The sequence below is a fragment of the Erythrobacter sp. JK5 genome (assembly GCF_018205975.1).
GTDB lineage: Bacteria > Pseudomonadota > Alphaproteobacteria > Sphingomonadales > Sphingomonadaceae > Erythrobacter.
In genome coordinates this window covers 1,280,569-1,297,517 of sequence record NZ_CP073577.1, presented here as the reverse complement: position 1 = coordinate 1,297,517, position 16,949 = coordinate 1,280,569, and the positions used below count along the sequence as shown (strand labels likewise).

Annotated in this window: 18 protein-coding genes; 8 read left to right on the top strand and 10 right to left on the bottom strand. The window is 62.6% G+C overall.

Going from position 1 to position 16,949, the window contains the following annotated elements; genetic code table 11:
• Nucleotides 1-5: 5 nt before the first annotated feature.
• Nucleotides 6-470, bottom strand: coding sequence for a PleD family two-component system response regulator (locus KDC96_RS06350; protein WP_212451650.1), 465 nt, complete (start codon nt 468-470; stop codon nt 6-8).
• Between the two features lie 160 nt (nt 471-630).
• Between KDC96_RS06350 and KDC96_RS06345 the strand changes: the two genes are divergently transcribed.
• Nucleotides 631-1,422, top strand: a complete 792-nt coding sequence (locus tag KDC96_RS06345; protein WP_212451648.1) for a tyrosine-protein phosphatase — start codon at nt 631-633, stop codon at nt 1,420-1,422.
• Between the two features lie 79 nt (nt 1,423-1,501).
• Nucleotides 1,502-2,479 (top strand): thioredoxin-disulfide reductase, encoded by a 978-nt coding sequence (trxB, locus tag KDC96_RS06340; RefSeq protein WP_212451646.1) that lies wholly within the window; start codon nt 1,502-1,504, stop codon nt 2,477-2,479.
• A 7-nt stretch (nt 2,480-2,486) separates the two neighbouring features.
• On the opposite strand, the gene KDC96_RS06335 is transcribed toward trxB, so the two are convergent.
• The 3 genes from KDC96_RS06335 to KDC96_RS06325 all read right to left on the bottom strand — a co-directional run bounded on the left by KDC96_RS06335 (nt 2,487) and on the right by KDC96_RS06325 (nt 4,446).
• Complete coding sequence (locus KDC96_RS06335; RefSeq protein WP_371815537.1) at nt 2,487-2,939, bottom strand: MAPEG family protein; 453 nt, start codon at nt 2,937-2,939, stop codon at nt 2,487-2,489.
• Nucleotides 2,936-3,388 (bottom strand): MAPEG family protein, encoded by a 453-nt coding sequence (locus KDC96_RS06330; protein WP_212451644.1) that lies wholly within the window; start codon nt 3,386-3,388, stop codon nt 2,936-2,938. The genes KDC96_RS06335 and KDC96_RS06330 overlap by 4 nt, the downstream gene beginning before the upstream one ends.
• A gap of 107 nt (nt 3,389-3,495) precedes the next feature.
• Nucleotides 3,496-4,446, bottom strand: a complete 951-nt coding sequence (locus KDC96_RS06325) for a threonine/serine dehydratase (protein WP_212451642.1) — start codon at nt 4,444-4,446, stop codon at nt 3,496-3,498.
• 62 nt (nt 4,447-4,508) lie between these two features.
• Between KDC96_RS06325 and KDC96_RS06320 the strand changes: the two genes are divergently transcribed.
• The 3 genes from KDC96_RS06320 (at nt 4,509) to KDC96_RS06310 (ending at nt 7,299) form a co-directional block, all read left to right on the top strand.
• On the top strand, nt 4,509-5,720 hold the full coding sequence (locus tag KDC96_RS06320; RefSeq protein ID WP_212451640.1) for a saccharopine dehydrogenase family protein: 1,212 nt from the start codon (nt 4,509-4,511) through the stop codon (nt 5,718-5,720).
• Nucleotides 5,721-5,760: 40 nt separating this feature from the next.
• Nucleotides 5,761-5,982: a helix-turn-helix domain-containing protein gene (locus tag KDC96_RS16675; RefSeq protein ID WP_371815536.1), complete on the top strand. Its 222-nt coding sequence runs from the start codon at nt 5,761-5,763 to the stop codon at nt 5,980-5,982.
• Nucleotides 5,983-6,105: 123 nt separating this feature from the next.
• Nucleotides 6,106-7,299 (top strand): carboxynorspermidine decarboxylase, encoded by a 1,194-nt coding sequence (locus KDC96_RS06310; protein WP_212451636.1) that lies wholly within the window; start codon nt 6,106-6,108, stop codon nt 7,297-7,299.
• Between the two features lie 106 nt (nt 7,300-7,405).
• Here the strand turns inward: KDC96_RS06310 and KDC96_RS06305 are convergent, their stop codons facing one another.
• Together KDC96_RS06305 and KDC96_RS06300 are read right to left on the bottom strand one after the other, a co-directional pair.
• Nucleotides 7,406-8,257, bottom strand: coding sequence for a DUF3137 domain-containing protein (locus tag KDC96_RS06305; RefSeq protein ID WP_212451634.1), 852 nt, complete (start codon nt 8,255-8,257; stop codon nt 7,406-7,408).
• Between the two features lie 76 nt (nt 8,258-8,333).
• Nucleotides 8,334-9,380 carry a DUF3137 domain-containing protein gene (locus tag KDC96_RS06300; protein ID WP_212451632.1) on the bottom strand — a complete coding sequence of 349 codons (1,047 nt, stop codon included), beginning with the start codon at nt 9,378-9,380 and terminating at the stop codon, nt 8,334-8,336.
• A gap of 87 nt (nt 9,381-9,467) precedes the next feature.
• Between KDC96_RS06300 and KDC96_RS06295 the strand changes: the two genes are divergently transcribed.
• From KDC96_RS06295 to KDC96_RS06285, 3 genes are all read left to right on the top strand, one after another.
• Nucleotides 9,468-10,040, top strand: a complete 573-nt coding sequence (locus KDC96_RS06295; RefSeq protein WP_212451630.1) for a LemA family protein — start codon at nt 9,468-9,470, stop codon at nt 10,038-10,040.
• 148 nt (nt 10,041-10,188) lie between these two features.
• Nucleotides 10,189-11,394, top strand: a complete 1,206-nt coding sequence (locus tag KDC96_RS06290) for a type III PLP-dependent enzyme (RefSeq protein ID WP_212451628.1) — start codon at nt 10,189-10,191, stop codon at nt 11,392-11,394.
• Nucleotides 11,395-11,478: 84 nt separating this feature from the next.
• Entirely contained in the window at nt 11,479-12,306 is an 828-nt protein-coding gene (locus KDC96_RS06285; protein ID WP_212451626.1) for a patatin-like phospholipase family protein, read from the top strand.
• 21 nt (nt 12,307-12,327) lie between these two features.
• Here KDC96_RS06285 and KDC96_RS06280 read toward each other — a convergent pair whose 3' ends face one another.
• The 4 genes from KDC96_RS06280 to murI form a co-directional block, all read right to left on the bottom strand.
• Nucleotides 12,328-13,029: a nitroreductase gene (locus KDC96_RS06280; protein WP_212451624.1), complete on the bottom strand. Its 702-nt coding sequence runs from the start codon at nt 13,027-13,029 to the stop codon at nt 12,328-12,330.
• Nucleotides 13,030-13,109: 80 nt separating this feature from the next.
• Nucleotides 13,110-13,967 carry a TauD/TfdA family dioxygenase gene (locus KDC96_RS06275; protein ID WP_212451622.1) on the bottom strand — a complete coding sequence of 286 codons (858 nt, stop codon included), beginning with the start codon at nt 13,965-13,967 and terminating at the stop codon, nt 13,110-13,112.
• 793 nt (nt 13,968-14,760) lie between these two features.
• On the bottom strand, nt 14,761-15,981 hold the full coding sequence (hemA, locus tag KDC96_RS06270; protein ID WP_212451620.1) for a 5-aminolevulinate synthase: 1,221 nt from the start codon (nt 15,979-15,981) through the stop codon (nt 14,761-14,763).
• 131 nt (nt 15,982-16,112) lie between these two features.
• Nucleotides 16,113-16,907, bottom strand: a complete 795-nt coding sequence (gene murI, locus KDC96_RS06265) for a glutamate racemase (RefSeq protein ID WP_212451618.1) — start codon at nt 16,905-16,907, stop codon at nt 16,113-16,115.
• Nucleotides 16,908-16,949: the final 42 nt, after the last annotated feature.

The window sequence follows — 16,949 nt, the reverse complement described above, 5'->3', positions numbered from 1 at the left end:
GGTCGTCAGACCATCCGCCGCTCGTGGATGTCGCCGCTGCCGGCCATGCCGTTGCGTTCGGCAAGCCATGCTTTGAGATCCTGGTGCCGAGGCGTTCGGCCACGCTTTTCGAGCACGCGCTCTACCCGGTGGGTGAGGCGCTGCGGTTCGAACGGCTTGCGGATGAAATCCTGCGCCCCCGCATAGATCGCCTGCGCCTCGTCTTCATCCCCCCGCATCGCGGTGAACATGATGATCGGGAGGTCGTAGAACACCGGCGAACCGCGTAACCGGCGCAGCAGGGTCACGCCGGACATGCCGGGCATGTCCTGATCCAGCAGCACGACATCGGGACGACGGCCCCTGTGCAGCACGTTCCACGCCGCTTCGCTGCTGGTCACCCAGCCGCACGCGTGCCCGGCGTCGATCAGCACTTCGGATGCCAGTTCGGCGATCAACTCGTCGTCGTCGGCAATCAGGATTCGGGCCATGGCAAGCGCACCTTCTCGGCATTCGATGAGCGTCCGGCCTAGCGCTGCAACCGTCAAGACCGGGCTGCCGCCCCCTGCGGAAGGTTACCTAGCCGGTTTTCCGCCTGTCGTCCCTCGCCTTGCTTGCCCAGCACAAGCGCGACTGCCAGTGTCCGCCGCGATGATTCGAGACCACGAAACCACCCCGTTCCGCCCCACCGAGGGCATTCACAATCTGCGCGATTACGGCGGCTACGCGGTCGATGGCGGCGGGCGGGTGAAGACCGGCCAGCTGTTCCGGTCCGGCCACCACGCGGAGGCGACCGAAGCGGACCTGAAGACCGTAGCCGAGCTCGGTCTCGCGCATGTCATCGATTTGCGCGGCGACAGCGAGCGGGCCCGTCATTCGTGCCGCAGACCCGCAGGGTTTTCCGCCACCGTATTGTATTTCGAAGGCGAAACCGCCGGGCTGGCCCCGCATCTCGAGGCGACCGAGGGCAGCGTCGATGCGCAAGGCGCACACCGGGCGATGATCGAACTGTATGCCGCCTTGCCCGACCGGCGCGGGCTGAACGCAATTCTCAAGCGCTATTTTGCAGCACTCTCGCAGGGCGAGGGCGCGAGCCTTGTGCATTGTGCGGCGGGCAAGGATCGTACCGGCATCGCGGTCGATCTGCTGCACCACGTCCTCGGTGTGCATCCCGACGATGCAATGGAGGATTACCTGCTCACCAACCACTCGCCGCGCAACGAGGAGCGGATCGCTCACGGGCGCGCGCTGATGGGCGGCAAGTATGGCGCAAAGGACGACGCCACCATCCGGGTGCTGATGGGGGTGGATGCCGCGTTCCTCGAGGCTGCGCGGCGATCGCTCAACGAGCGGTTCGGATCGATCGATACCTACCTCGAACAGGTGCTGAAGGTGGATCAAAGGATGCGTGATGCCCTCAAAGCCGAGCTTGTGGAACAGTAACGCATTCCATCGCGCTGCGAATTGAAGCGCGACGGGCGAGACCCTAGATCACCTCGTACGAACAAACAGGAATCCGACCATGGCAACCCACCGCACCAAGATGCTCATCATCGGCTCCGGCCCGGCCGGCTACAGCGCCGCGATCTATGCCGCGCGCGCGATGCTCGAGCCGATCGTGGTTCAGGGGCTTCAGCCCGGCGGGCAGCTGACGATCACCACCGATGTCGAAAACTACCCGGGTTTTCGCGACGTGGTGCAGGGCCCGTGGCTGATGGAGGAGATGAAGGCGCAGGCCGAGCATGTCGGCACGCGAATGATGTACGACATCATCGTTTCCGTCGATCTCCAGAACGGATCGCCCTTCCGCGCAGTGGGCGACAGCGGCGATGAATACATCGCCGACACGATCGTGATCGCCACCGGCGCTCAGGCCAAGTGGCTTGGCGCTCCGGGCGAACAGGAACTGGGCGGCAAGGGCGTATCGGCCTGCGCGACCTGCGACGGGTTCTTCTATCGCGGCAAGAAGGTCGCGGTGATCGGCGGCGGGAACACCGCAGTCGAGGAAGCGCTGTACCTCACCAACCACTCGGACGACGTGACGCTGATCCACCGCCGCGACGAGTTGCGCGCGGAGAAGATCCTGCAGGACCGGCTGTTCAAGAACCCGAAGATCTCGACGCTCTGGAACAAGACGGTGGAGAGCTTCGAGGCCGGCGAGGACGGTGCGCTGTCGCATCTGGTGCTCAAGGATACGCAGACCGGCGAGACCTCCACGATCGATGTCGACGGGGCCTTCGTCGCGATCGGCCACGCGCCGGCGACCGAGCTGTTCAAAGGCAAGCTGGCGATGGACGAGAGCGGGTATCTCGATGTCGAGCCGGGCACGCCCAAGACCGCGATCCCCGGGGTCTTCGCGGCCGGCGACGTGACCGACCACGTCTATCGTCAGGCAGTGACGGCGGCGGGCATGGGTTGCATGGCCGCACTCGATGGCGAGCGATATCTCGCGGCGCGCGCGGATGCGCCCGGGGAGCAGGTGACCGAGGCGGCGGAGTGACGACCGGCTATTCGATGTAGCCGAACACCACCGATCCCGCGTGGAAGATCATCGCGATCAGCACCACACTCGACAGCGCGAACAGCACGAACCGCACCATCACCACGTTCGCGGTGACCTGAATCAGCGAATGCGCGACCCGCAGGCCCACATAGATCCACGCCAGCAACGCGTGCTGGCCTTCGCCGTGCCCGATGATCCCCAGCAGCAGCGCGACCGCATAGAACAGTGTCGGCTGTTCGTGCAGGTGATTGTAGTTGTCGGCTTTCCAGTTGACCCTGTCCGGCAGCTTGGTGCGCAGTTCGGACCCGGTGGTTCCCACAAGCTTGGACGGTTGCGGAATGTCCGGCGCTTTCGACATTGCGGGAATGCGCGTGGCGTACATCCACGCCCACATGATCATGGTCCACGCCATCAGCGCGACCACCGGCTGGAAAATCTGCGAATCGATAATGGTCATCCGACAACTCCCGGATCTGCAAAGGCGGTGGCCATTACCGCGCGTATGGCGAGCGCGATCAGCACGATCGAACTGAGCAGGAACAGGACGAAGCGCACCGGCACCTTGTTCACCAGGATCTGCCACAGCGAATGCACGATGCGGATGCCGGTATAGCTCCATGCGAGCAGGATATCGATCGGCCCGGGGCCGATGATCGCGAGGATGATCACCACCGCGTAAAACAGCGTAGGCTGTTCGTGCAGATGCGTGTGATTGTGCGCGGGCCAGTTGGCTTTGTCGGGAATCACGCCTTCAAGGTCGCTGCCGCGAACGCCCTGTTTGCTGGGCAGGGCCGACTTGTCTTCGACCTTGGCGATTGCGCCGAACCGTGCTGGGATGATCCACAGCAGCACGATCAGCGTCCACATCACCAGCACGGCGGCCGGTGCGAGCATTTGCGCTTGCATCGAGACGTCTCCTCCCCTTGTTCCGCTCTGTCTTTCGAGCGCGCTACCTGCGAAAGCGCGGGCCGATTGTCAAATGCAACCGAATATCCTCGCCGTTTCGCAGTGCCTCACGCGTCTGCGGAGAGCGTCCGCGCAAAAGCCTTGGGATCGGCATTGCCGCCGGTCAGCATGATCGCGGTCCCGCGATCGAGCGGCACCTTGCCTGCCAGCGCAGCGGCAAGCGCCGCAGCGCCCCCTGGTTCGAGCACCAATCGCAAATGGGCGAAGGCCCAGCGCTGCGCATCGCGTACTTCGGCGTCGGTTACGGTCACGCCCGGTTCGGCGCGGCCGGAAAGCAGATCGAGGTTGAGCTGCTTCGTCGCTGTGGGCTGGAGCGCGTCGCAGATCGTCGCGGGCGCGTCCGGCGCTACGGGCACGATCTTGCCCGCCGCCAACGCCTGGCCGACCATGTCCCATCCGAACGGCTCGACCACGTGGATCGCGCTGTCGGGGCAGGCGAGCGCGAGGCCCGCTGCCAGTCCGCCACCGCCGCAGCAGGCGACGATGCGGCTGGGCTGCTTACCCAGTTGCGCGGCAATCTCGATCCCGGCGCTGCCCTGTCCCTCGATCACCCACGGATCGCCGAAGGCGTGGACCAGCGTGCCGCCGCGCTCGCGGATCAGCTCTGCGGCAATCGCGTCGCGATCCTCGCCGGGGCGATCGTAGAGCACGATCTCGGCACCCAGAGCGCGGGTATTGTCGAGCTTCACCTGCGGCGCGTCGCGCGGCATCACGATCGCGGCGCGGATGCCCAGCCGCCTGGCCGCCCACGCGACGCCCTGTGCGTGGTTGCCGGACGACACCGCAACGACCCCGCGCGAGCGTTCATCCTCCGAAAGCGCGGTCAGGCGGTGCCACGCACCCCTGATCTTGAACGCGCCGATCGGCTGAAGATTTTCGGCCTTTGCCCAGCATTGCACCCCATCGATCTCGACCGGCAGCAAGGGTGTCGGCGGCAGGATCGCTGCGATCTTCTCGGCGGCTTCGATCACGCCTTCGCGCGCAGGTGCTCGGATCATTTGTCCGCCATAGCGCATTGCATTAGAGCGCGCGCAAGATTCGAATTCGAAAGGTCATATCCATGTCGACAATTCTGGTGATCGGGGCAGGGGGCGTCAGCTCGGTCTGCGTCCACAAAATGGCGATGAATGCCAAGATATTCTCCGACATCCACCTTGCCAGCCGCACCAAGCGCAAATGCGACTCCATCGCTGCGAGCGTGAAGGAACGCACCGGGCAGGACGTCGCCACCTACGAAATCGACGCCGAAGAAGTGCCCGCGATGGTGCAGCTGATCCGCAAGGTTCAGCCGAGCCTCGTGGTCAACCTTGCGCTGCCGTATCAGGATCTGCCGATCATGGATGCCTGCCTGGAAGCGGGCGTGAACTATCTCGACACCGCCAATTACGAGCCCAAGGACGAGGCCAAGTTCGAGTACAAGTGGCAGTGGGCCTATCACGACCGCTTCAAGGAAGCCGGGCTGATGGCTCTGCTGGGCTCGGGCTTCGATCCGGGCGTGACCAGCGTCTTCACCATGTGGCTCAAGAAGCACAAGCTCAAGACCATCCGCCAGCTCGACATTCTCGACTGCAATGGCGGCGATCACGGTCAGGCCTTTGCCACCAACTTCAACCCGGAAATCAACATTCGCGAAGTCACCGCGCCTGCGCGGCACTGGGAAAACGGCGAATGGGTCGAGACCCCGGCGATGCAGGTGAAGACCGAATTCGATTTCGAGGCGGTGGGTCCGAAGAACGCTTACCTGATGTATCACGAAGAGCTCGAAAGCCTCGCGAAGTTCAACCCGGAAATCGAGCGCGCGCGGTTCTGGATGACTTTCGGCGACGAGTACATCAAGCACCTGACCGTGCTGCAGAATGTCGGCATGACCTCGATCGAGCCGGTGCGCTACCAAGGCAAGGAGATCATCCCGCTGCAATTCCTCGCCGCCGTGCTGCCCAAGCCCGAAACGCTGGGCGAAACGACCAAGGGCAACACCAATATCGGCGTCATTGCTACCGGTGAGGCGCTGGACGGGTCGGGTGAGAAGACGTTCTACATCAACAATATATGCAGCCACGAAGCGGCCTATGAAGAGACGGGAAATCAGGCGGTTAGCTACACCACCGGCGTTCCGGCGATGATCGGTAGCGCCATGATGGTGACCGGCAACTGGGCCGGCGAGGGCGTGTTCAACATGGAAGAAATGGACCCCGATCCGTTCATGGACATGCTCAACGAACACGGCCTGCCGTGGCAGGTGAAGGAACTGGACGGGCCGGTGGAGTTTTGATATCTAACGATACGTTAGAACTGCGCGTTGGAAGGATTCTATGTCAAACAGATTGCCAGTTTTTCCGAACCGAATACGCGAGCATCGATTAGCGAAGAAATTGTCGCAGGCCGAACTAGGCCAGATGGTTGGGGTAAGTGATGTCGCTATCGGCTATTGGGAAGTTGAAAAGCGCGATCCTCGTCTTTCCAACTTAAGGGCCTTGGCAAGGGCTCTCAAGGTCACAACTGCTGACCTGCTGTCCGCCCCTGACAATCCCTAGTTTCGTCATTGCGAGCGAAGCGACGCAATCCAACTTCGGAACTTGCACTTAATCGCAACGTCAGAAGCTGGATTGCCGCGTCGCCTTCGGCTCCTCGCAATGACGAAGTAAGGTAACAAGACCATGGAAACCAAAGCCGGCGATCCGGGCGCTTTCGCCCAGTTTGATCTCTCGCGTGTCGACAGCCCCGCTTTCGTCGTCGACGCGGCCAAGCTGCGTGCCAATTGTCAGATCCTCGCCGACATTCGCGATCGCGCGGCAAGCGATGGCGCGAGCATCAAGGTGTTCGCTGCATTGAAGGCATTTTCGATGTGGTCGACCGCGCCCGTCGTCGGCGAATATCTCGATGGCGTTTCCACCAGCGGCCTGTGGGAAGCGCGGCTGGCGAGCGAATTCTACGATGGCGAAATCGCGACGTATTCGGCGGCGTTCAAGCCCGAAGAACTCGAAGAGATTTGCCGCCTCTCCGATCACGTGATCTTCAATTCCCCCGGCCAGATGCAGCGCGCCGCGCTGATCCTCGATCAGGCGGCGGTCACGGGAGGCGATGTCAGCGTCGGCCTGCGCATCAACCCGCAAGTCGCGACCGGCGAAGTCGCGAAATACGATCCCAGCGCGCCAGGCTCGCGGCTCGGTTTTCCGCTCGACCAGGTGACCGACGAGCACATGGAAGGCGTCGAGGGCATCCACTTCCACAATCTGTGCGAGCAGACCTTCGAGCCGCTGCGCCAGACGTGGGACCGGGTGTTCGACGCGATCGAGCCGTATTTCGGACAGATCAAATGGATCAACATGGGTGGTGGCCACCACATCACCCGTGCCGATTACGAGCGCGACGAGCTGGTCGAATTGCTGCGCGACGCGGCGGCGGATACGGGCGCGGAGATCATCATCGAACCGGGCGAGGCGGTGGCGCTCGATGCGGGCATCCTGGTCGGGACACTGCTCGACACCGGCTTCAACGAAGTGCCGATCGGCATCACCGACATCTCTGCGACGTGCCACATGCCCGACGTGCTCGAAGCGCCGTATCGTCCGGCGATGCTGGGCGAACTCACCGATGAAGAGCAAATCCCGATCCGCCTCGGCGGGCCGTCCTGCCTCGCGGGCGACGTGATCGGCGATTATCGTCTGCCGGTCCCCGCAGAGCCGGGCGCGCGTTTCGCGTTCCTCGACCAGGCGCATTATTCGATGGTGAAGACCAACACTTTCAACGGGGTGCAACTTCCCAGCATCTGGCTGTGGGACAGCGACACCGACGCGCTCGAATGCGTCAAGCGCTTCGAATACGAGGATTTCCGCGACCGGCTCGGCTAGCGGCGTTCGATGAACCCCAGCTGCTGCTGCACCTGCTGCGCGAGCCGCCCCATCGCCGCAAGCTGTCTCGCGCACGATTCGACCATGCGGCGGTCGGCTTGGGGGTTCATTGTCCCGCTTTCGAACATATTCCCCCGCGCACCGCGACGATGATATCGCCCTTGTCGAACAGCGAACACACGCCGTCGCCCTCGAAGGCGTTTTCCAGCGCCAGCAGTCGCTCGACATAGAGCGGATCGACCAAATAGCGCGCCTCCACCTGGTCGTCGCTCCACACGTCGAAGCGGTCCGCGAAATCGGGGTGGACCATGTCGACCGCGTACAACCGGTGTCCGCCGAAATCGACGCTGTCCTTGCGTCCGCCGAGGCCGAACCAGCTTTCATGCTGGCCGGCGCGGTGGACCAGAGTGGTACCGTGGAACGAGCGCCCCGATGCGATACGGATGATCGCGCCGCGAAACACCGTGACCCAGCGGCGGTTCTTGCCCGAGCCGCGCTTCTTGCGCAGGTGCGCTTCGTGGAGCAGGAACGCGTGGCCTTCGATCTCGCCGGTCCAGAAATCCTCCAGATGCGATCTTTGGTGCGAGGGAACCAGATCGAACTGCTTTGCCAGTTCGAATTCCCGCCCGGCTTCGCCATCGTGGCTGTAGGACAGCCCGAGCGCGTCGGCGATGCCTTCGTTGATGCCGATCTTGACCCGCTTTTTCGCCTGCTGGATCGGGATGCGGGTCCAGCCGAAGATGGCGGTCGTCGCGAATCCGCAAATCCAGATTTTGGGTGTGAATTCGATCGGGACGAAGATCAGGAACGCCAGCATCAACGGCGCCGCAACGATTGCCGACTTCCATACCCGACCCCACGCTTGCGCTTTGGCTTCGCTCCGCGCGCTGCGCTGCTGTTCGAGAAATTGGCCGAGTGGCCCCGCCATCAACTGATCGGTGTCGGGAATGGCCACCATTGCGTTCGTAACCCCCGCTATGCGCCCGCTTGCAAGCCATGGTCGACCATCTCGGCGCTGCTGGCAAGGGGATGGGTCAGAGGCCCCTTCGGCCGAAGCCGCCCCCGGCGGCGCGTTTCGGTGAGAGTACACTCTCGGATCCGAGATCTCGCGCATCGCTGGGTCCGGCCTGCCCGACCACGCGGCCGCGCTCGTTCTGGTTGATCGCCAGCGCCAGCTTGGCAAGCGCTTCGAACTGCCGTGCCGCTTCTTCGGCGCGCTCGGAGTCTCCGTCCGCATCCAGCGAACCGCTTTCGAACAGATCGCCGCTTTCGACCGCGATGATTACCTCGCCGCGCAGGAACAGCGCGCGCACCGCGTCGCCGTTGAAGGCCCGCTCCACCGCCAGCAGGTGCTCGATGTAGGACGGGTGGACCAGCACGCGGGATTCGATCTGGTCGTCGCTGTAGAGGTCGAACACGTTCTCGAACGACGGATGGACCTGGTCGACGAGGTCGAGCCGGTGCCCGCCGAAGCTGACATTGTCCTTGCGCCCGCCGAGCCCGAACCACTTCTTGTGCTTGCCGGCGCGCTGTAGCAGCGTGGTCGAGCGGAATTCACGCCCGAACTGCATGTTGATGATCGCCCCGCGGAACACGGTGACCATCCGCCGGTTCTTGCCCGATCCGCGTCGTTCTTCGAGATGGGTTTCGTATAGGCTGAAGCCGTGCCCTTCGAGCGTGCCATGCCAGCGATCCTCGAAGCTGGATTGGTCGTAATGCGGCACCAGCCCGTAATCCTTCGCCGCCTCGAACTCGCCGCCGGGCTCGACATCGTGTTCGTAGGCCAGGCCGAGGCTGTTTGCGATCGCGGTGTTGATCCCGATCTTGATCGCCTTCCTCGCTTCGGCGATCGGCTGGTATCCCCACCAGCCCGCGGCGATCGCGCCGGAGATCACCAGATAGAATTTGAACCCACTAAGCTCGTCCATCAGCCACCAGTAGAGCGCGAGCGGCAGCACGATCAGCGCCCCGTAAAACCAGCGATCGTGCGCGGTCTTCTTCGCTTTTTCGCGCATGCCCGATTGCTGGTTGAGCCAGCTGCCCAGCTCGCCTCCCATCAATCCCTGAACATCTGCGCGCATTTCAACCCCTTGAGCGCCGCTTGGCGCCGATTTCCCTTAACCAATTGCTGCTACTATACTGGTGCCCGGTAAAGGAGGGGTGCACAAATGATCGAGATTTTTGGATGGTTCTGGACGTCGGCAATCGTGGTCATCACGGTTGGCATCATCTTCCTCATCATCGGGATCTACAACAATCTTGTCGCGCAGCGACAGAACGTGAATCAGGGCGTGGCGGACATCGACGCGCAGCTGAAACAGCGTCACGATCTGATCCCCAATCTCGTCCAGACCGTGAAGGGTTATGCCGGGCACGAAGCGCAGACACTTGAAGCGGTGATCCAGGCGCGCAACGTCGCGGCCAAGGGCAACCCTTCGTCGGGCACGGAGCAGGGCCTGAAGATCGCGCTCGACAACCTGCTGGCGCTGGGCGAGGATTATCCCGAGCTCAAGGCGGACGCGAATTTCCGCGAGTTGCAGGCCGAATTGTCCGATATCGAGGACAAGCTGGCCGCCGCCCGCCGGGCGCTCAACGCGGCCGTCGCCAATTTCAATACCGCGCGCGAATCCTTCCCGGCAGTGCTGTTCGCCGGTTTCCTCGGTTTCAAAGAGGCCGATTTCGATCGGCTCGACGACAGCGAGAAGGGCACGGTGGATCAGGTCCCTCAGGTCGCCTTTTAACCGGCAGGAACCATCCCGCCTAACGCGAATTATCATTGCGAATGCGCGCACAGTCTCTATATGCGCGCTTCCGCTGCCCCAAGGGACACGACCGCAAGGCAGCCTCGAACCGTTTGGTTGAACACTGAACCTTAGGGGGTCCCTTGAGTTGCACATCTATCCCAACGCCAAGGCTGTAGTCCGCGCCCTCGCGCCGGACGAACCCGTGATCCTCAATCGCCCGCATGCCGCGCGGCGCGCCGCCCGCTTCTTCGTCGAGAAGTTTCCGGGCAAGGTGCTGTACGCGGTGAAGGCCAACCCCGCGCCCGACCTGATCGAGGTGCTGTGGGATGCAGGCGTGACGCATTACGACGTCGCCTCGATCGCGGAGGTGCGGCTGGTGCGCGGTGTGCTGCCCGAAGCGAACCTGTGCTTCATGCACCCGATCAAAACCGCAAAGGCGATTGCCGAGGCGTATCACCAGCACGGCGTGAAGACCTTCAGCCTCGACACGGTCGAGGAGCTGGAGAAGATCGTCGAGGCGTGCCGCGATCCCGAAACCGGCGATCCGGCGGCCGATCTGCGGCTGTGCGTGCGCCTGCGCGTCTCCAGCGAGTATTCCGAACTGAGCCTCGCCGCCAAGTTCGGCTGCGACCTGCTTGAGGCCCCCGGCCTGTTGCAGCAGGCGCGCCAGCATTGCGACTGGCTGGGCGTGTGCTTCCATGTCGGCAGCCAGGCGATGACGCCGTTCGCCTTCGTGCAGGCGCTCGACCGGACCCGCGCCGCGATTGCCGAAGCCTCCGTCGTGATCGACATGATCGATGTCGGCGGCGGGTTTCCGAGCGCCTATCCGGGGATGGAACCGCCCCCGCTCGAAGATTATTTCGCGATGATCGCGAAGCATTTCGAGGCCTTGCCGATCGCCTACAACGCCGAGCTGTGGTGCGAGCCGGGCCGCGCGCTGTGCGCCGAATATTCGAGCATGATCGTGCAGGTGAACAAACGCCGCGCCGACGAGCTCTACATCAACGATGGTGCCTATGGCGCGCTGTACGATGCGGCGCATGTGGCGTGGCGATATCCGGTGCGCGCGCTGGCGGACAATCTGCGCGATCCGGAGATCGATTTCGCGTTCTACGGCCCGACCTGCGACGATGCCGATTTCATGCAGGGTCCGTTTCCGTTGCCCTCGGATATCCAGGCGGGCGACTATATCGAGATCGGGATGCTGGGCGCCTATGGCGCGGCGATGAAGACCGGCTTCAACGGCTTCGGCGACGCCGAATGCGTGGTGGTCGCCGACGAGCCGATGATGAGCTTGTTCGACGGCAGCCGGGTGCGCGAAGCGAGCGACAATGTGGTGAGCCTTCGCTGACCCGATGCCGGGCGCGAGTCCTTTCTCTTCCAATTCTGGCCAGCGACAAGGGAACGGCTCTTCGCCCTTGTCGGTTGGACGAGTATGTCATTCGATCCAGCCCAGTTCGATCAGGTCGTCTTTTCGGGCGGCGGGACGCGGTGTTTCTGGCATGGCGGATTCCTGAAGGAAGCCGGATCGTTCGAGGAATTCGCGCCGGTGCGCGTGTCGGGAGTGTCGGGCGGCGCACTGTCCGGATCGGCCTGGATCAGCGGCAATGACGATCGCTGCAAACGCGTGATGGGCGACATTTTCGAGCGCAACGAGAGCAATATTGCGCTGGGTCGCGACAACCTCACCCCGCATCAGGAACTGTATCGCGAGGCGGTGTCCGGTATCCTGCCCGCCGATGCGATTGCCAGGATTGCCGACGGTCCCTCGTTCCAGGTCCTCCTCGGCAGTCCACCATCCTTCATGCCCAACCGCTTGTTCGCTGCCATCTGCGGCGCCGGATACAAGATCGAGCAGTTGATCTACGGCACACCGCGGCTGAGGTTTTCGCGCTGGGTCGGGCTGCGCGGTGTGCTGGTCGATGCTCGGCAGGCAGCGCGCGACGGCAAACTGATCGATCTGGTCTGTGCGGCGGCGACGATCCCGCCCGTCTTCGATATTCCCTGTTGGGAAGGCAAAGACGTAGTCGATGGCGGAATGCTGACCAAAGCACCTTACCCGGAGCCGGACGAGGGGCGTACGCTCGTCTTGTTGACCAAGGATTATCGCAACACGCCGCGCGATCCAGACAAGATCTATGTCACCCCGTCGAGCGAGGTCGAGGCAGACAAGATCGACTTCACAAAGCGCGAGAAAATTGAAGAAACCTGGGAACAGGGTCGCAAGGACGCGAAAGCCTTTTTGGCTGATTGGAGCGACTAGTTCCTGCGCGACCGGACAGGGTCAGTCGAACCCCACAAACCGCGCCGCCTCGCTCACTTTGCGCCGCGTGATCTTCACCGGGTTGGCCGGGAAGTCAGGATCAGGCCAGCCCATCGCCACCGCCTTCATTATGACCTGATCGTCGGGGATTTGCGCGTGTTCGCGCACGACGGGCGATTGCATGATCCCCTGTGAGTTGATCACACAGCCCAAACCCCGCGACCATGCCGCGTTGACCAGCGCGGTGGTGACTGCGCCGCAATCGAAGGGCGTATCGTCGCTGCCCGACAACTCCTTGTCGTAGGTGACGATCACGCACACCGGCGCGTCGAACTGGCGGAAGCCGCGCAGCACCCAGTCCTGCCGCTTTGCCTTGTCGTCGCGCTCGATCCCCATCGCCTCGAACAGCTGGACCGCGCAGCCGATCTGGCGCTCGCGGTGGACGCCGGCAAACGGCTCGCCCCGGCGAAACTCGCGGCTGTCGGGTTCGCCTGCGAGGATGCGCTCGGTGTTGCCCTCGCGGATGCGATCGAGCGGTTCGCCGGTGATCACGTGGAAGTAATACGGCTGCGTGTTCATCGAGGAAGGCGAGCGCATGGCGAGGCCGATGATCTCCTCTATCAATTCCTGCGGTACGGGCTTGTCGAGATAGCCGCGGATCGAGCGGCGCCCGAGGACGACCTCGTCATATGTCTGGTCCGGATTGCCGTAATCGCCGCTCACTCTTGTCTCCCGATTCTGTGTTTGACGGGAGAGCTAGCGCAGACTTGCGAGCGCACAAAATCCGCTACGGAAAGCCGTCTTCAGGGTGTGAAGAACGGCTTGTCGCCCGCAATGGTCACGCGTTCCATCTTGCGGCGGGCAGGGAAATAGTCGGATACCGCGAAGTGCTGGCACACGCGGTTGTCCCAGAATGCGATCGAACCCGCCTGCCAGCGGAAACGGCACTGGATCTCGACGTCCCACGCGGTCTTGTAGAGGTGATCGAGCAGCCAGCGGCTCTCGTCCTTCGACAGCCCTTCGATATGGCTGGTGAAGCCGGTGTTGACGTAGATCGCGCGCTCGCCGGTTTCGGGGTGGGTGCGTATCACCGGATGGCGCATCGGCGGGTATTGCTGGTGCAGCTCCTCGGGCGTCTTGCCGAGCCGCCTGGCGAACACCCGGCTGATATCGTGCACCGCCGTCAGCCCTTCGCAAAACCGCTTCATCTGTTCGGACAGCCGCTCATAGGCGAGGTGCATGTTGGCGAAGAGCGTGTCCCCGCCGCATTCGGGCACTTCGCGGGCGAGCAGGATCGAGCCGAGCGAGGGTTCTTCGCGCCAGGTGACGTCCGAATGCCAGTTGTTCTCCTGACCCCGGCTTTTGGGACCATACGAGATGCGCAAAACCTCGCGGTTGGGCTGGTCCTTGGGGGTAGCAGGATGGATCTCCAGCTCGCCGAAATGGCGCGCAAAGGCGATGTGCTGTTCCTGCGTCAGGTCCTGATCGCGGAAAAAGATCACGCCGTGCTTGAGCAAGGCTGCACGGATTTCGGGAATGCGCCGCGCGATGCCGGAAGCGCCAAGGTCGATATTGAGAATTTCCGCCCCGATCGCGGGCGTCATCGGCCGAATGTCGAGCGATCCGGTGTCGAGCGACGCGCGGTCGAATGTGGTGGCCATTCGTCTCTCCCTGGTGGGTGACTGTGGGCTATCAGGCGGCTTGGCGCAACCGCCCCGTTACGTCTGGATTCCTTCGCGCGCCTACTTCTACCTTTTGAGCATTCTCTTGAGCAATGGCTGCAGGGTTCTAACGGATCGATAGTCTTGTTCATGGCCGACGATCACGAAAACGGGATCATTCATGTCTGCTCTCATCTCTGTATGCAGCCTTTCCAAACCGCGCTTGTCTGATACGATCCAAAAGCTGAAGCCCAAGACGGTGAATTTCCAAGTGTTTCGGTCTGCAAATCTCACGGAGTGTGGGTGAGTGATAAATTCGATCGGTTTGTTTCCGACTAGAGTGAAGTTCTCCCTAGAAACCATGATTGGCCAGCCGATCTCATCACCGTCAAACACGTGTGATTTAACGGAGCTCTCATACGGACCCAGTGTTTTCTCGCCAAATGCATGCACCTCACGCCATACTATCCCTAAGGCAAAGCGAGAAAGAGTGTGAGGGCTCGGATTCTCGACCCAAAAGCCGTCCGGTCCGAAGGCGTCAAATGCCTCTCTTGCCCTTCTTAGAAAACTGACGCCGTATGTGTCTAAAATTGACGTCGACGCTTCATGTTCTCTGCACAGGATTTCGTCACTGAAAGCACCTCCCTGGGTTTTTCGTACGCCAAGATACGAAGTTGAACCTTGGATCGCGTGAGGTGCGTCCTTGCGAAGGTCTTTTGCAATAGCCTTTGGAATTATGTGGCTTCGAACTGTGCGCTCTTCGCCGCAGATCAAGCAACCCACAACGTACTTCTCAAGCTGCCTCGGCGAGCTGCATTTCGAGCCGGTCCCAGATTTCCACCAGCGCTTCGGTCAGCTCGTCCATCATCGCTTCGGTGTGATGCGGGCCGGGGGTGAAGCGCAGGCGCTCGGTTCCGCGCGGGACGGTCGGGAAATTGATCGGCTGCACATAGACGCCGTATTCGGCGAGCAGGATATCGCTGATCTTCTTGGCGCGCACCGGGTCGCCGACCATCAGCGGGACGATGTGGGTGACGCTGTCCATCACCGGCAGCCCGGCCTCGGCAAACTTCAGCTTGAGGATCGCGGCGGCACGCTGCTGCGCGTTGCGCTCGACGCTTGATTCCTTGAGGTGCCGCACCGAGGCGAGCACGCCCGCGACCAGCACTGGCGACAGCGACGTCGTGAAGATGAAACCGGGCGCATAGGAGCGGATGCAGTCGATCACGCGTTTGTCGGCCGCGATATAGCCGCCCATCACGCCGAAAGCCTTGCCCAGAGTGCCCTCAATGATGTCGATCCGGTGCGCGGCGTTGTCGCGCTCCGAAATCCCGCCGCCATGCTCGCCATACATGCCGACCGCGTGGACCTCGTCGATATAGGTCAGCGCGTTGTACTTTTCTGCAAGGTCGCAGATCGCGTGGATCGGGGCGACGTCGCCGTCCATCGAATAGACGCTTTCGAAGGCGATGAGTTTGGGCGTTTCGGGGTCTTCGGCGGCGAGCAGCTCTTCGAGATGGCGCACGTCGTTGTGGCGGAACACCCGCTTCTCGCAGCCCGAATTGCGGATGCCGGCGATCATGCTCGCATGGTTCAACTCGTCCGAGAAGATCACGCAGCCGGGCAGCAGCTTGGCGAGCGTCGAGAGCGTCGCGTCGTTGGAGACATAGCCGCTGGTAAACAGCAGCGCGCCTTCCTTGCCGTGAAGCTCCGCGAGCTCCTGCTCCAGTTCGACATGCAGGTGCGTGTTGCCGCCGATATTGCGTGTGCCGCCCGAGCCCGCGCCGACATCGTGCAGCGCGTCTTCCATCGCGCCGATCACCTTGTCGTGCTGGCCCATGCAGAGGTAATCGTTCGAGCACCACACGGTGATCGGTTTCGGCCCGTTATGCCCGTGAAAGCAGCGCGCGTTCGGATACGCACCTTTGTTGCGCAGGATATCGATGAAGACACGGTAACGGCCTTCATCGTGCAGCCGGTCTATCGCCTGGTCGAAGATGTGGTCGTAATTCACTTTGGTCCGCGCTCTTGATTGCCTGCTGGCCTGACTAACCGATCTCTGGTCTCGTTGTTTCGCGGTTATCTAGGTTTGAGTAATCGATTTGGCCACTGCGATCTTTGCGAACGACTTGCAGGTTTTGCTGCTCAGAATGCCTCGGGCGCACCAAAGCCGCGTTCGGCCAGCGCGCGTTCCAGCCCGTCTGCCGCCATGACGTCACCGACCACGACGAAACGGTTGGGGCCTTTCGACGCGAATTCCTGCCCTTCGAGCAGGTGCGCGATGCGGCGGGCGATCCCGTCCGCGCCGTCGATCAGTGCAACATCGCTTCGAAACAATGCACCCAATTCCTCGCGCAGCAGCGGGAAGTGCGTGCAGGCGAGTACCACCGCGTCGATATCCTCGCCGCCCTCCATGCCGCGCAGCCGCTGCACTGCCTCTTCGACAACTGCCATGTCGACCGGCTTCCCGCGCAGCTTGGCTTCGGCTTCGTCGACCAGGTCGGGCGCGGCGATGCGCAGCAGGCTCTTGCCACCTGCAAAGTCACGCTCGAGATCGTCGACATAGCGCTGCCGGATCGTCGCCTGCGTCCCGATCAGGCCGAACGTGCCGGTTTGCGTTTGCAGGGCGGCGGGCTTGATTGCGGGAACGGTGCCGACGATCGGGATCTCCAGTACCTCGCGCACCATGCCGAGCGCGATGGTGCTGGCGGTGTTGCAGGCGATGCAGGCGAGGCGCGGGCGATAGCGCTCGCTCATGCGCCCCAGCAGGCCGGAGACACGCGCGGCCACCTCGGCCTCGGTCTTCTTGCCATAGGGAAGCCCCGCATAGTCCGCCGCAAAGATCACCGGAGCCTGCGGCAGGACACGGCACAGCGCGTCGTAGACGGTCAGCCCGCCGACGCCGGTATCGAACAACAGGATGGGAGAGGATGCGTCCAATTCGGTGAAGCCCGTTCGTGCCAAGCTTGTCGAAGCACTGCG

Coding starts and splice junctions, on each gene's coding strand:
- KDC96_RS06350 (WP_212451650.1), bottom strand. CDS start 470: ATGGCCCGAATCCTGATTGCCGACGACGACGAGTTGATCGCCGAACTG.
- KDC96_RS06345 (WP_212451648.1), top strand. CDS start 631: ATGATTCGAGACCACGAAACCACCCCGTTCCGCCCCACCGAGGGCATT.
- trxB (WP_212451646.1), top strand. CDS start 1,502: ATGGCAACCCACCGCACCAAGATGCTCATCATCGGCTCCGGCCCGGCC.
- KDC96_RS06335 (WP_371815537.1), bottom strand. CDS start 2,939: ATGACCATTATCGATTCGCAGATTTTCCAGCCGGTGGTCGCGCTGATG.
- KDC96_RS06330 (WP_212451644.1), bottom strand. CDS start 3,388: ATGCAAGCGCAAATGCTCGCACCGGCCGCCGTGCTGGTGATGTGGACG.
- KDC96_RS06325 (WP_212451642.1), bottom strand. CDS start 4,446: ATGATCCGAGCACCTGCGCGCGAAGGCGTGATCGAAGCCGCCGAGAAG.
- KDC96_RS06320 (WP_212451640.1), top strand. CDS start 4,509: ATGTCGACAATTCTGGTGATCGGGGCAGGGGGCGTCAGCTCGGTCTGC.
- KDC96_RS16675 (WP_371815536.1), top strand. CDS start 5,761: ATGTCAAACAGATTGCCAGTTTTTCCGAACCGAATACGCGAGCATCGA.
- KDC96_RS06310 (WP_212451636.1), top strand. CDS start 6,106: ATGGAAACCAAAGCCGGCGATCCGGGCGCTTTCGCCCAGTTTGATCTC.
- KDC96_RS06305 (WP_212451634.1), bottom strand. CDS start 8,257: ATGGTGGCCATTCCCGACACCGATCAGTTGATGGCGGGGCCACTCGGC.
- KDC96_RS06300 (WP_212451632.1), bottom strand. CDS start 9,380: ATGCGCGCAGATGTTCAGGGATTGATGGGAGGCGAGCTGGGCAGCTGG.
- KDC96_RS06295 (WP_212451630.1), top strand. CDS start 9,468: ATGATCGAGATTTTTGGATGGTTCTGGACGTCGGCAATCGTGGTCATC.
- KDC96_RS06285 (WP_212451626.1), top strand. CDS start 11,479: ATGTCATTCGATCCAGCCCAGTTCGATCAGGTCGTCTTTTCGGGCGGC.
- KDC96_RS06275 (WP_212451622.1), bottom strand. CDS start 13,967: ATGGCCACCACATTCGACCGCGCGTCGCTCGACACCGGATCGCTCGAC.